The organism is Mesorhizobium sp. WSM1293 (genome assembly GCF_000513875.1).
GTDB classification, from domain to species: Bacteria; Pseudomonadota; Alphaproteobacteria; order Rhizobiales; family Rhizobiaceae; genus Mesorhizobium; species Mesorhizobium ciceri.
Genome location: NZ_AZUV01000024.1, coordinates 68337 through 81694 on the forward strand (window position 1 = coordinate 68337; position 13358 = coordinate 81694).

Here is a 13358-nt window from a genome sequence, read left to right on the forward strand (position 1 = left end):
GTTTGATCCGGTTCGGGCCCCTGCCCTGCGTGGCAGCATGAGGCTTGCGGTCATGGGGGGGGCGGCCCTGTTGGCCGTGCTGTCATCCAGCGAAGCGCGCGCCGAGTTCACGGTCTGCAATCAGACTCTGGATGTCGTCAATCTCGCCGTCGGCCAGAAGGTCGACAATGCGGACCAGACCGATGGCTGGTGGACCATCGGCGCCAATCAATGCGTAAACGTCATTCGTGAGGAACTCACGAACCGCTACATCTACATCTACGCAACGGACGTGTTTGGTCATGCGATCCTCACAGGATCGACCGAAATGTGCATTGAGCGGCGACGTTTTTCGATACGCGGCATCGACGAGTGCTGGCAGCGCGGCCATATCGCGGCACAATTTCTTGAAGTCGATACCCTCGAACAGGCGCGGTGGACGTTCTTCCTTACGGGAAGCAATCCGTGACGCACGGTATCGACACGAGCTTCAGGCAGAAAAAGCAGGCGCGCGCGGCCCTTCGCAGGCGCACGCTTCGGCGCAGGCTTGTTGCCGGTCTCGCGGTGGCTGTGCTGCTCTCTATCGCCGCCGGTTTCTACCTCACCGCCGAGTATTGGTCGTTCGGAGACGAAGACGAGGAGTTGCATGCGGTCGAAGGGGCGGACGATATGCCGGCGGACGCATCCGTGTATGTGCCAGCCATTATCGATCTGGCGGGGGACCCGATGTGGATCACGCTGGCGCCCGATGCCAGCGCCGCAACCAAAGGCCGGACAATGCCGCGCCCGGCGGAACTCAACCAGGCCGGCGTTTCTCCACAGATCGAAATCCTGTCTGACGTCATGCTTAGCGCGAGCGAAAAATTCATGACAACGATACCGTCGACGCAAGAGGATTTTGCATTCTTCCAGGCGCAACGAAAGACTGCTGCCCCACCATCCGGTGATCTGCAGAATGATCTTGAGCCATCGCCGATAGAGGGGGAACCAGCCGCAGCGCCCGACCAAAGGGCGGACGCCGATGATCCCGAAGCCGGCTGGGGCGAGACCATCGATGCGGGCGATGCAGCCCTTCCCGCATTCCAGAAGACGCAGATCGAAAACAACACGAGTGTCGCAACCGTCTCGAATGAGTATCAGCGGTTCGAGGCGACCGAAGACACGTTCGTGAAAATCCTCAACGACCGCTCTTTGGACAGCGTCGCGCTCGATGCGCATTTCTCCGCAGAGGACGCCAAGCTGGCAGGGCAAGCGCTGAAGGCGCTTTTCAACCGCGACGGCCTGGAACCGGGCTATGTCATCGCCATGCGTGGTTTCAGGCCGAGGCGCGAGAGGACGACCATGTCGCTGATGCAGGTGTCCATCTACGCCAAGAACGTCTTTGTCGGCACGCTGACACGCAATGCGGCGGGCGCATTCGTATCGGGTGTCGATCCCTGGGTCCGTGAAGATCTGTTCAACTATTCGGGCGCACAGGGGGAAGGCACGCACAAGCGGCAGTATCGCCTGCTCGACGCGATCTACTCGACGGCGGCTCGCAACAGTGTTCCAACCGGCGTGATCGGCGAAGCGATCATGTACCTATCGCGAGGGCAGGATCTGGACGCCTTCGCCAGCGAGGACCAGCGCCTTGTGCTGATCTACTCGCAAACGCCGCGCGGCAAGGGCGAGACTGACGGGCGTGTGCTGTATGTCGGCGTGCAGGGCACCGAAAAGAGCCTCGACTGTTTCGTCTTCCAGCTGAGCGAGGGCCAGTTTGCGTGCGTTACCGGTGACGATCAGGTCCGCTCGCTGACGGTCACCAACGGCATGGTCACGCCCGTCAACGGGGTGATGACATCCACCTTCGGGCCACGCAAGCATCCAATTCTCGGCACCGTTCGCATCCACAAGGGCGTCGACTGGGCGGCTCCCGTTGGCACGCCGATCGCAGCCGCCTTCGATGGTGACATCACCTTCCAGGGCGATGGCGGCAGCTATGGCAATCTGGTGAAGATCTCGCACCCAAACGGGCGCGAGACGCGCTATGCGCATATGCTGAGATTTGCAATCGGGACCGGTGTCGGAACCAGGGTGAAAGCCGGCGATGTGATCGGCTATATCGGCACCACCGGCCTTTCGACCGGGCCCCACCTGCATTTCGAACTCTACCAGAATGGCGCAGCGATCGACCCACTCGGCACGGTCACCGCGGTCGCTTCCGACGATTCCGCGGTCGAGACGCTCACCGACCGTATCGTTCATGTCGAAAGCGGCGGCAGCGCTCGCGCCAAGAACCCAAATTCCTCAGCAACCGGTGCAGGGCAATTCATAAGCAAGACCTGGATCAGGATGATGAACACCTACCGCCCGGAACTTGCGCGCACGCTGTCGACAGCCGACCTGCTCGCACTGCGCTACGACGCCACGATCTCGCGTGAGATGGTTCGCAACCTGGCTCGCGAAGGCGAGGCCTATCTTCGGGAGCGTGGTCACCAGATTACGGCGGGCAGACTCTATCTCTGTCATTTCCTGGGAATGGAAGGCGCGCACCAGGTGCTGTCGGCCACAGGTTCGGCGCAACTGAGCGCCGTGCTGGGGTCGGCCGTCATCCAGGCCAACCCGTTTCTCACCGGCAAGACCGCCAGCTACGTCGTGGACTGGGCCGAAAGGAAAATGGGCCAGAAGCTGGGCCGCATGGCCACTGGCGCCGCCCAGCAGACAACGACCACGGAGGTCCGCCAGACGTCACCGGAGTTTGAAAAATACAAGCAGGCCGTCACCGCCGTCATAAGCTCAATTCAGAATACGCCTTGAACCACGCTCGCGCTGCTCTATCAGATGCTCACCCCTGTCCAAATTCCATCGGGTAGAACAATCTTCGCCCCATCCCAAGCTGCGGCGCAGCTTTGCGTGGCTATTGTGTCTTTATCCGCATTTCCACGCGGCGATTGAGCGGATCGTATGGGTTGGAACTGCGCGGGTTCTTTTCACCCATGCCGACCGCGTTGATGCGATCAGGCTCGATGCCGCTGGCCGTGAGGAAGGCGGCTACCGATTTCGCTCGTCGTTGCGACAGGCCTTCGTTGTGGTGCACCGTGCCGGTGGCATCGGTATAGCCTTCGACGACGAAGCTGAACGTGCTCAGCCGGTTGTCCTTCAGGGCTTTGGCGAACTCGTCGAGTTCAGCGCGCGCGGTGGCGTCAAGTTCGGCCGAATCCAAGCCGAAATTGATCAGCATGTCGAGGCCGGTTTTCACTGCCGACGCGTCATTGGACTTGCTTTTGCACTCCTCCGCGGAGCCAACACAAATCCCGCGGGACTTGCCGAGATCGGCCGCACCAGCAAAAAACTTCACGATGTCTTCCGATTTCTGAACGGGGTCGGCGGAAGCGTGGGTCGAGAAAAGCACGACCGCCAACACAAAAGCTGAACTGCTCCACTGCATAGCGGCTCCTCCTGGTTGAGTATTCCGATTTTCGATGTTGGGATCATAGCAAATTCGCAGGCAATTGTCTGTCTGCAATCGCCGGGGGCGTGACAGTTGTTGCCGCGTCACCGGTTGAGACTTGACCCGCGCCGCGCCTAAGGCTTGAGTGGCCAAGCTTCTCGATGAAAGCGTGGCGGTCATGGCCAATGGGCTCCGGTTCAAAACGGCAAGGGATCTTTTCGCGGCGTGTCCTGCTATTGCGCGGGACATGAGGAGCCTTCCAACCGACCAGCGCTCGATCGAGTTTTGCCGCGACCTTCTCGCAGGGCGCGTTCCCGAGGAAGCGGTTACATTTTGTGCCTACCTGCTTCCCGAGCGAGCCGCGGTCTGGTGGGCCCATGAATGCCTGAGCCACCTGGCCGACCTGTTGGATGAGACCGATCATCAGTTGCTCCCGCTGGTCCACAACTGGGTGGGCGAACCGGACAGTCTCCGCCACCAGGCGGCGCTCAGCACAGCCGGCGCGACGCCGCCAACAACGCCGGTCGGCTGGATTGCTCTGGCCGCGGGATGGCGTGACAATGGTTCGGCCAGGGCCGCGACGATGGCACCGGCGTTGCTGCCGTTTCCAGCCGCCCACGCAATCAATGCCGGGATTCTGGCCGGACTGGCGCGTGTCGCACTGGCTGACCGGTTCACCGTTCTTTCGGCATTTGTCGAAATGGGCATCCAGATGGCTGAGATCGAGGCCCTGAGCCAAGCAGCGGATGCGGATTAGAGCATTCGCCCGGCAGAAACCGATGGATGCCGTCATCATCCTGGCTTACTTACAGCCACCTTGCGCCCATTTTGCGAGCGCCACCTTGAAGCGCGTTCCAAGCGGATGTTGAAGCCGTAAGACAGACACGTCGTTGGCGGCGAAATTTTTCGACTGTTCACACAGCCGGGCCTCGTTCCATTCATGGCAACCGTCGCAGTGCTTTCCTTCCCATACCGACTTGTCGAGCCCCTCCACAGGACTGAAGCGTGGCTTGCCCTTGATCAGCTCCGCAATGCTCTTGCCGTCGATTTCCGGATCGCCGAAATCGACAGGATGGTCAAAAAAGATAGGCTCGTCGGAGGCAAGCCTTGGGATTTTCTGACGAAGCATATCGAGCGAAAGTTGGGCGTCGTCGGCGCCCGACGGGTTTGCCGCAACGTTTCGCCCATCCGAACCGGCTTCCGATTTCTGAGTGGTCGCCTCGCCGACGATCAGCGGTGCGTTGAGGTCGATCTTGTGCAGGACGACCTCAGTGGTCAGCGAGACATTGCTCCAGGGGCGCTGTTTGCCGGCGGTTACCTTGAAGACATCGGCGGTAACGCGGTTCATGGCTTCGGTGATGGAAACGTTTGTTTCGCCCATATGCGCCAGCAGCGCCGAAGCGAACGGCGAATGTTGGCCCGACCCGTCAAAGGCGACCTGATTGGGACTGGTGGCGAACGCGACAAGCGTGCCGGCGCCACCATTCTCGATGGGAATTTCGGCAAGGCCGCTTCTTGCTCCCTTCACGCCGGCGGTCTTTGCCAGCACTTCGGCAAGCGGATTGTCACGGCAAGCGTCGAGAAAAATCAACCTTATGCTGGTCTCGCGCGACATTTGCCGCAGGACGAAGTCCACGGGCACCGCCTCGAAATCGAGCGAAGTCTCGTCCTCGAGTGCTGCGTCGACCGGAAGAAGGTAGTTGCTGCCTGAAACCTGCAACCCGTGGCCGGCGTAGAAAAAAAGGGCGATATCGGCGCCGCGCACCTGCTTTGCGAATTGCGCAATCGTCGTCTGGGTCTGCAATTTGGTCAGATCGAAGCCGGAAACGACTTCAAAGTCCAGATTCTCGAGGCGTTCGGCCATGGCGTGGGCGTCGCGTACCGGATTGGTCAGCGCCGGCGCATGCTCATATTGGGAGTTGCCAAGGACCAACGCAACACGGCGTTCAGCACTGGCGGCCGACAAAGTCAAAAGCAGTGCCAGCGCTACAAGCGCAATGGCGCCCACAAGTCCACCGCAATGGCCGATACGATCAAAACCCACCCGGGACAACAGGTCGTCCCTCAGTTGACGAGCTTAGTGGCGGAAAACTCGATCCGCCGATTGAGCGCCTTGTTCTTCGGCGTGTCGTTGTCGGCAACCGGGCGCTCCTCGCCATAGCCAGTCGCCGCGATCTGGGTGCGCGGAATGCCAGCGGCAACTATGGCGTCGGCAACCGCCTGGGCCCTTCGCTCCGACAGGCGCTTGTTCTCGATGGGCGACCCGTCGGAATCGGTGTGTCCAGAAACCTCGACCTTCAGGCCCGGGCACTTGCCCACGACGCCGACGACCTCAGCAAGCAGCGGCCGGCTTTGGCTATCGAGCCGCGCGCTCGCCGTTCTAAAGTAGATGGCTCCGGTGCGCGACAGCACCGCGAACCTGTTGAGGCACTCCTCGTCGCTGAAGCTGGTCTTCGCCGCATCGGTGGTGACAGGCCCGACATCCGCAGTGCTCGCCGCAACCGGTTGGACAACAGCCGGCTTGCTGCCGTCAGCGACGAAAACGAAATCGAATGAAACCGATGCCGTGGGAACAATATTGGTCACGTTGGCCGCCTGCTGGAGTTTATCCACGTTCGGCAGCAATCCGAAGTCTTCCACATGCACGGCGACAGGAGCCTCCGAAGCGACCGACACCATGGTGTCGCTGATCATGGTGACCACGATGTTGGCTTGAAGATCCTTGTCGACCCCGTGCAGGCTGAGACGGAACGGAAGAACCGCCTTCACACGTCGCTTGGTCGCCAGGTCGGCAAATGCGGCGGGATCTACCTTAGCGGTCAGTTCGGCGGAGGGAAACTTGAATGTCTCGAAGAAAAGGAACCGCATGCGGACGTTGCGAAGGTCAACCCCTGTATCGACCGAATTGAGGTCGAAGGTGACTTTCGCATCACCCGCCGAGGTGAGGCTACCGGAAATATTCCTGATCTTGTTGGTTTCGACGATCGTGTTCTTCTTGACCGATTGGTAGGTCAGGACCGAAGCGGTCGAGTCCAGCGTCCAGTTCGTCTCTGCCTTCGCAGTTCCCAGTCCGGGCCAAATCAACACCAACAACGCAACGACCAAGCTAAGCGCGTTTATAACGAGCCAGCCTCTTGCCCGTGTTTTCCACCAGACTCCCACGACTTCGAACATGGAACCCCCTGCCTAGAGCAGTTCACGATTTCTCAGCGAGGAGCATAGAACACTTGCTGTCGCTTGGCGAGCATCTCGCGTGGTGCGGTGCACCACTCCCGAGCGATGCAAATCTCGGGTTCATCGTCTTGGTTAGAAGGCGATCTTCAGTCCGAGCTTGGCGCCGATGGTGGAACTGTCCGATGACACCTTGCCGCGAACTTCGCCGTTGACGGTGGTCGCGGCCGACATCTTCAGGTTGAAGCCGGTCGACAGCGCGGCGGAAAAATCGGCATCGTTGAAGTCGATCTCCCTGGTGTCGATTTCGGTGGTGTTCTTGTAGCCGAAACGCTGCTGCAATTCGCCTCGCGCATAGGGGCTGATCACCATTCCGTTGCTTAGCGTGTAGTCGCCATAGATGCCGGGCTCGAGCTTGATCGCGCCAAAAGAAAGCTTGCTCTTGCCGAACTCGTTGCCGCCGCTGTCTTTATAGGGATCGCCACGGAAGGAAACGCCAAGCAGGCCGCCACGCAGATCGAAGCGGGTGCGCTCGCCCAGCTTGAAGATATGGCCGACCGATGCCGTCACTGCATAGCCCTTGGTATCATAGCTGCCGGTGGTGCCGAGCACGCCGTTCGTCACGTCGCTTCCACCGATGAAGCCGGAGGCCGAGACGAGCGCGTAATTGTAGTCCTTGCGAAACAGCGCGTAGCCGCCGAACAGGCCGGCCTTGTTGGTACCTTCGCCGATGGCATCAAATCCCCGAAACGCGCCGAGGTTGACGTCGGTCGAGGCGTAGCCGGCGAAAACGCCGATGTTCAGGCCGTACTCATTGTCGAACTGGAAGTGTTTGGCGGCATTGAAATCCAGGCTGATGGCAGCCGAAAAATCATTGGCATCGAAGCTCGGGCCGGAGCCGTTCAAGCCGCCGCCGCTGATGTTGTAGCCGTCATGCTCGGTATGGGCGAACTGGCCTGAAGCAAAGACCCCGAAACTTTCCGAAACCGGCACCATTCCAGAACCGGATGCGGGCGAGAGATGCAGGTCAGCATCGAGCGCGTCGCGGTTTATGCCGTAGAGAGCCTCGATTGCCACCGCGACCGCGCCGGCGTTGGTGGCACTGGTCGGCGCCGCCGCAATGCCAAAATTGACTGGCGTGGCACGCAGGAACACGCTGCCATTCGGGCCTGTGACGATCGCATAGGTGAAAAGCGAACCCGGTGTGCCGGGCACGCCTGCGACGCTGAACGTCCCGGTGACCGGGCCGTTGGTCGAAACAATGAGCGGTATGTCGGTCGGCTCGGCAAATTGCGGCGTGCCGAGCAGGTTGACGATGATGGTATTGGCGCCGGTTGCCGAAAACGCATCGGCAATGAGCTGATCCGACTGAGATGTCTGCTGGTTGATGTCGAGGCCGATGCTGGCACCGTTGAGGGTGAGGCCGCCTAGCGTCAACACATCGCCAGCGACACCGTTCGTCATGTCGATCAGCGAATTCGTCGCGATGATCGAACCCGGCATGGTGACGTTGCCGTTGATGAACAGCGTCGAGCCACTGCCCAGGTTGAGGTGGTTGATGCCTTGTATGCCGCCGTTGAAGCGCAGCGTGGAATTGTCGGAGGAAAAATTGTCGAAGCCGGTAAAGTTCTGGCTCTTGCCGCCGGCAGCGAGATCGGTGCCGGTGATGGTGCCGTTGGCGCCCGTGCCGCTGAACAGAACGCCATCGCTCAAATTGAGTGGGTCAACCGCACCGATGCCGTCGATCACGAGCGTGTCGGGACCAAGACCGGTAATGTTACCGCCGATCGTGCCGCCCGACAGATGGACATGCTCGGCGTCTATGCCGCCCGTGATGGTGCCGCCGGTGACCGAGACATTGTCGAAGCCGGCGCCGCCGGAAACGCTGGATCCGATGGCGCCGCCGCTGATGACAATCAGATCGTCACCGACATCGCCGGTGACCTCTCCCGCAAGCACGCCGCCGGAGACCAATATCTGATCGTTGCCGTCGTTGCCTTCCAGAAAACTGTTTATGGTGCCGCCGCGCAGCGTAATAACATCATTGCCGGCACCACCGCTTACCGCACCCGCAAGAGTGCCGCCGGTCATGTCGAAGGTGTCGTCACCATCCTCCAGCCCGACAGAATCCGTGCCCTCCCCACCCTCACCTGGGTCGATGCCGACACTGGCGTTGCCCGAGATCGATACGCTGTCGTCCTGGCTGCCGGCATAGATCGAGCCGTCGACCGTGCCGCCGCTGACGGTATAGGTGTTGCCGCCGCCTTCGCCGAACACCGAGCCGGTCACATGGCCCGCGGCCATGTTGAAAATGTCGGCGCCGCCCGCAAGATCAACGATGCCCGGCGATATGGTTGTGCCGACGGTTCCACCGTCGATGTTGACGGTGTTGTTGCCATCGTTGCCGAAAATGCTGCCGCCTATGGTGGCGTTGCCACTGACCGTTATTGTGTCGTTGCCGGCCTCTCCATCGATATCCAATTCGATTGCGGTATTGCCGCCGATGCTGACCTGGTCGTCGCCGGCCCCGGCATCCACGGCCTCGACGTTGCCTCCCCCTATGGTAATGGTATCACCGCCCTCACCCCCAGAGATGATACCGACGATTGGCTCGCTGAAAAAAACGCCTTCCTCGACCTCGAGGATACCGACCGATATCAGGTCGTCACCGATGCCACCGGTCACATTGCCGACCTGTGTGCCGCTGCCGGATATCACGACACTGTCGACACCATCTCCAAGATCGATGTCGTGGATGCTGCCGGCCTGGATGATAACGGTGTCATCGCCCGCCCCGGCGTCGAGATTGGCGTCGACATTTGGGGCGAACGGATCGCCCGACAAATCCCCATAGGACATCTCGAACCGGTCGTTGCCGCCAAAGAGTTCGAGGGTCCCCTCTGCCGACTGCAAGGATGTCGTTGCCGATGACGTTACCGGCGGCAGGCCACTTATGACGGGGGTAGGCGTGCTGTTGTCCAGGATACCGCCAAAGATGCTAACAATGTCATCGCCGTTTCCGTCATAATCGTTGACGATGACTGTTGACGAGTCGTTGGCTTGCCCCTTGTATCCCGCGAACCCCGTCGTGAATACGCCGCCGACATCCTGGACGTTTCCAGTTGTGCTGCACTCGACCGTGACCGATGTCGTTTCGAACGTCGTTTCGGCCGAGATGCCTGAGCCGACTGTTGTACCAGCACCGCTTGCGATAGCCGAGCACGCTTCCGCGCCAGATATCTGCAACGTGGATGCCGCCGCTAACGCAAGCAACGAAACACCCGCCAATTGATAGGCCTCGCGCGGCACTCTCATTCGATCCCACCTTACGAGAATCGATACCGTCACAGTTAAGGCAATTACAATAAATCACCGGCCCTTCAATGGGGCTCGTTGACTTGATTGACAGGCAGTGTACGCAGCGCGCTGCTCGTCGGCAATGGTTAGGCGTTCGCTCTCAGGCCACTATAAGGTCATGTGTGGCGACAAGGTCACTATCGAACTCAGATTGAACCGCTCAGATGCAGTACAACGCGGTACAAGGACGCGAACATCTAGAGGTCAGAATAGGCTGCCGAAACGGTCAGGCTTCCCGCGTGGGCAACCTTGCGGTCGTAACTTGCCCATATTTCCCCGCCGCACTGCTGGGCCCAGCGATGACAAAAAGAAAAATCGGTAGGCAAGTCCACGTCCGGCGTCACGATCTTCGAAAATGGCGTCAGAAAGCTCTCGAACTGTGCGGCGTATTTGTTTTTTCTGTAGCGCGACCGGTTCACCGTTTCGGGCAGTTTCTCAATTATCCTGGCGACGCAGTCGCGCGAAACCAAGAAGATACCCGTGCCACATAGCGATACCCGGACAAAGCCGCCCATCTCCTGCCGCGGTTCGATGATGGTTCCGAGGAACTCCAGGCTTTGCGCAAAGGCCTTGTCGAACGGCAGTTTCGACAGCGAGTGAAGTTTGCGAAGGTCGACCAGACGCCGCGGATACAAAGTGCCGACTACAGGCTTGTCGAGCGCCAGCATCGCGGCAATGAGATCGGGCGAAAAGCCCATGTCGCTGTCGATCATCAGGATGTGACTGCAGTCCAGCTTCTTGTAGTAGAAATTCGTGAGCAGATAGTTCCGAGAAAACGGTATATCCGTGTACTCGATTTCCGACAGCGTGAACGCGTAGCTGGAAAGGCTTTCGTGAGTCAGGGCCGCAAAAAGGCTGCGAACGAATACGCTTTTGTAGGCTGCTCCGTAAACCGGCAGCGCGAGGTTGATCTTGGTCGGCATCGAGCCCTCCACGGTCCAGTGACTGCATACAAATCCCTTTTTCCTATCTTTGACAGGATACTTGGTATAAAAATTTGCGGGCCTTTGGCGGCACGGGGTCCAAACGCTCGGGCAGATTGCGTTTGCGTCTGGTGCGTTCGAAGGCCGCCGGATCAAGATTGACGCAGGCTGGAACGAGCATGCCGATATGACCCACCGCCACGGATACTTGCGCATCCCGCTGCTCATGCTTTTCGCGATTTTGAGCACGATCGACGTTCGCGCCGCGGTCGAACAGAACGCCTCATTACAGCCGCGCAACCGGCTGGCGATCGTCATCGGCAACACGAACTACCAGAGCAAGCGTCTCGAGCACCTCGCCAACGCGGTCAACGATGCGACGAAACTGTCCGACAGCCTGAAGCGGCTGAACTTTGAGGTTCTGACTGGAACCGATCTTACCGCCGATGGCTTCGTCAAGCTTTTCCATGACGCCGAGGCGAAGCTGCCCGAAAGCAGCGCCGTGCTGATCTTCTACGCCGGCCACGGCATGCAGGTGCAGGGCGAAAACTACCTGCTACCGATCGATACGCCCGATCCGGAAAACCTGGACAAGCTGACGGCGCACGCCGTCAAGCTGAATGATGTGATCGCCAAATTCGCCAGTCGCGGCCGTCAGACCTTCATCTTCCTTGATGCCTGCCGCAACAATCCGCTGGGCAGCGGCGCCAACATCTCCAACGGTCTGGCGCAGGTCGAGGTCGGCGAAAACACGTTTGTCGCCTTCGCCACCCAGCCCGGGAACGTCACCGTCGACGGGACAGACGAAAACAGCCCGTTCACCACTGCGCTTCTAAAAAACGTCGAAATTCCTGGCTTGAGCATTTCGGACATGATGATCCGCGTCCGCAATGAGACCGAGGCGCTCACCGTCGGCCGCCAGGTGCCGTGGGATCAGTCGAACCTGCGTGAACAATTCTATTTCACCGAACAGCAGATGCTCGATCCGGCGCAGTTGAGCGCGAGCCTGTCGCGCATCCTGTCCGATCCAGACGCCAAGAAGAAGCTGCAGATAGAGCTCGCCTCCAACGACCTGCAGACCGCCGTGCTCATCGTCGGACAGACGCTGCGGTCCGTCGAGATTCCGGCACCGTCAGGCGGTTCAGCGGAGCCGGTCGGCACTCGGGTCGCCAATCTGTCTTCAACCGAAAGCGTTGCAGTCGCTCGCCAGAGCGTCGTCTCCGGCCTCGAAACTCTCATTGTCGGCGCCTCGGCGGGCGAAGCGGAAAAGGACAAGGCAGGCGATCTTGCGCGCAGCATTCAGACCGAACTTCGTCGCCTGGGGTGCTACCGGATGCAAGTTGATGGCGATTGGGGCACAGGCTCCATCCGTGCCCTCACCGACTACTACAAAAACACCAAACAGATCGCACCCACGACCGAGCCGACCGTCGGATTGCTCGGCGATCTCTTTTTGCGTTCCGGCAGAATCTGCAAGCAGCCGGTCATCGTCAAGGCCAAGCCGGCTAAAGTCGCGTCGGACAACGGCCCTTCGCAAACCGGTCCCAGCCGCAAGGCGGCGAAACGCGCGCAGGCCGTCCCGCAACGCCCCATAGCCCCCCCACCAGACATTAGTGGGGGGATAGGCATCGGTGGTGTGTTTTAGGACGTGGGCTGTCAGGCGGGCCTACTTCATTGGCGTTCGTAACATCACGATTTCGCCTCACGGATCGCCTGCAAAGTCGCATGGCGTAGCTTGTCCTCGCGCTTAAGGGTCTTCACTCGTCCGACAAGGCCAGGTTTGATCCATTCGGCGTCTGGCTTGTCGGCTCCCTTCGGTGGCGTGCCTTTCCCCTCCTGCACCTTGGCCCATAGGCGTTCTCGCATGGCTTTGTTCAGGGCGATGTGAGCCGATCCGACATAGCGGCGTTCCGCATCGCGGGTTGCCATCAAAGCGAGTGGTGCCGATCCCGGTTTTAGCTGCACGCCTGCCACTTCAAAGTCGACTTCCTCGTAGCATTTGGTTTTCAGCCACGCTTCGGTGTCGCCTGACCGATAAACGCTGTCAGGCCGCTTCGACACCATGCCCTCCAGGCCCATGCGATCAACCGCGGCGTAGAAGTCGGCCCCGCCGCCATGCACATGGTGACTGTACTGGATCACGCCCTTGGCAGGCCCGACGAGTTCGAGCAGCTTTCCCGACGTTCCAGCAGAGGTGCTGGGCGCAGGTTGACCCCGTCCAGGTGCAGTAGATCGAAGGCGACGAAGATAATCCGATCCGGCGCCCATCGCATCGCGGACCGCAGCGANTGGAAATCCGACACGCCCTTCCCGTTGAGGACGATTGCCTCGCCGTCGATGATTGCCGACTTGGGGGAAAGGGTTGCCGCCGCCTCGACTATCGTCTTGTACGTCAATGACCAGTCGTAGCCCCTTCGGGTGATCGCTCGGGCCGTGCCGTCCTCGATTATGATTTGCGTCCGGTAGCCATCGTACTTGATTTCGTGAATCCAGTTGTC

10 protein-coding genes and 1 pseudogene are annotated in these 13358 nt (G+C 60.0%); 4 read left to right on the forward strand and 7 right to left on the reverse strand.

Going from position 1 to position 13358, the window contains the following annotated elements:
- Positions 1–37 precede the first annotated feature (37 nt).
- Together M729_RS0124855 and M729_RS0124860 are read left to right on the forward strand one after the other, a co-directional pair.
- Complete coding sequence (locus M729_RS0124855; protein WP_024504491.1) at positions 38–448, forward strand: DUF1036 domain-containing protein; 411 nt, start codon at positions 38–40, stop codon at positions 446–448.
- On the forward strand, positions 445–2775 hold the full coding sequence (locus M729_RS0124860; protein ID WP_027163199.1) for a M23 family metallopeptidase: 2331 nt from the start codon (positions 445–447) through the stop codon (positions 2773–2775). Before M729_RS0124855 ends, M729_RS0124860 begins: the two co-directional genes overlap by 4 nt.
- 100 nt (positions 2776–2875) lie before the next feature.
- Here the strand turns inward: M729_RS0124860 and M729_RS0124865 are convergent, their stop codons facing one another.
- Positions 2876–3406, reverse strand: a complete 531-nt coding sequence (locus tag M729_RS0124865; RefSeq protein WP_013525282.1) for an OmpA family protein — start codon at positions 3404–3406, stop codon at positions 2876–2878.
- 148 nt (positions 3407–3554) lie between these two features.
- Here M729_RS0124865 and M729_RS0124870 point away from each other — a divergent pair, with 148 nt between their 5' ends.
- Complete coding sequence (locus tag M729_RS0124870) at positions 3555–4166, forward strand: hypothetical protein (RefSeq protein WP_224673521.1); 612 nt, start codon at positions 3555–3557, stop codon at positions 4164–4166.
- A gap of 45 nt (positions 4167–4211) precedes the next feature.
- On the opposite strand, the gene M729_RS0124875 is transcribed toward M729_RS0124870, so the two are convergent.
- The 4 genes from M729_RS0124875 to M729_RS0124890 all read right to left on the reverse strand — a co-directional run bounded on the left by M729_RS0124875 (position 4212) and on the right by M729_RS0124890 (position 10860).
- Positions 4212–5453, reverse strand: coding sequence for a caspase domain-containing protein (locus M729_RS0124875; protein ID WP_224673649.1), 1242 nt, complete (start codon positions 5451–5453; stop codon positions 4212–4214).
- A 20-nt stretch (positions 5454–5473) separates the two neighbouring features.
- Complete coding sequence (locus tag M729_RS0124880; protein ID WP_027163201.1) at positions 5474–6583, reverse strand: OmpA family protein; 1110 nt, start codon at positions 6581–6583, stop codon at positions 5474–5476.
- Positions 6584–6715: 132 nt separating this feature from the next.
- Positions 6716–9895 carry an autotransporter domain-containing protein gene (locus tag M729_RS0124885; protein ID WP_084652708.1) on the reverse strand — a complete coding sequence of 1060 codons (3180 nt, stop codon included), beginning with the start codon at positions 9893–9895 and terminating at the stop codon, positions 6716–6718.
- Positions 9896–10134: 239 nt separating this feature from the next.
- Positions 10135–10860, reverse strand: coding sequence for a hypothetical protein (locus M729_RS0124890; protein WP_013525277.1), 726 nt, complete (start codon positions 10858–10860; stop codon positions 10135–10137).
- 208 nt (positions 10861–11068) lie between these two features.
- Here M729_RS0124890 and M729_RS0124895 point away from each other — a divergent pair, with 208 nt between their 5' ends.
- The gene (locus M729_RS0124895) at positions 11069–12505 is read left to right on the forward strand and encodes a caspase family protein (RefSeq protein ID WP_245267628.1); all 1437 of its coding nucleotides are present in this window, start codon (positions 11069–11071) and stop codon (positions 12503–12505) included.
- A gap of 44 nt (positions 12506–12549) precedes the next feature.
- On the opposite strand, the gene M729_RS1000000139365 is transcribed toward M729_RS0124895, so the two are convergent.
- The gene (locus M729_RS1000000139365) at positions 12550–12939 is read right to left on the reverse strand and encodes a hypothetical protein (protein ID WP_245267629.1); all 390 of its coding nucleotides are present in this window, start codon (positions 12937–12939) and stop codon (positions 12550–12552) included.
- Between the two features lie 59 nt (positions 12940–12998).
- Positions 12999–13358: pseudogene (locus M729_RS1000000139370) on the reverse strand (ATP-dependent DNA ligase); the annotation flags it as partial.

What these genes read in the sequence shown, in the direction of transcription:
- M729_RS0124855 (WP_024504491.1), top strand. Translation starts at nt 38, where the DNA reads ATGAGGCTTGCGGTCATGGGGGGGGCGGCCCTGTTGGCCGTGCTGTCA.
- M729_RS0124865 (WP_013525282.1), bottom strand. Translation starts at nt 3,406, where the DNA reads ATGCAGTGGAGCAGTTCAGCTTTTGTGTTGGCGGTCGTGCTTTTCTCG.
- M729_RS0124880 (WP_027163201.1), bottom strand. Translation starts at nt 6,583, where the DNA reads ATGTTCGAAGTCGTGGGAGTCTGGTGGAAAACACGGGCAAGAGGCTGG.
- M729_RS0124885 (WP_084652708.1), bottom strand. Translation starts at nt 9,895, where the DNA reads ATGAGAGTGCCGCGCGAGGCCTATCAATTGGCGGGTGTTTCGTTGCTT.
- M729_RS0124890 (WP_013525277.1), bottom strand. Translation starts at nt 10,860, where the DNA reads ATGCCGACCAAGATCAACCTCGCGCTGCCGGTTTACGGAGCAGCCTAC.
- M729_RS1000000139365 (WP_245267629.1), bottom strand. Translation starts at nt 12,939, where the DNA reads ATGGGCCTGGAGGGCATGGTGTCGAAGCGGCCTGACAGCGTTTATCGG.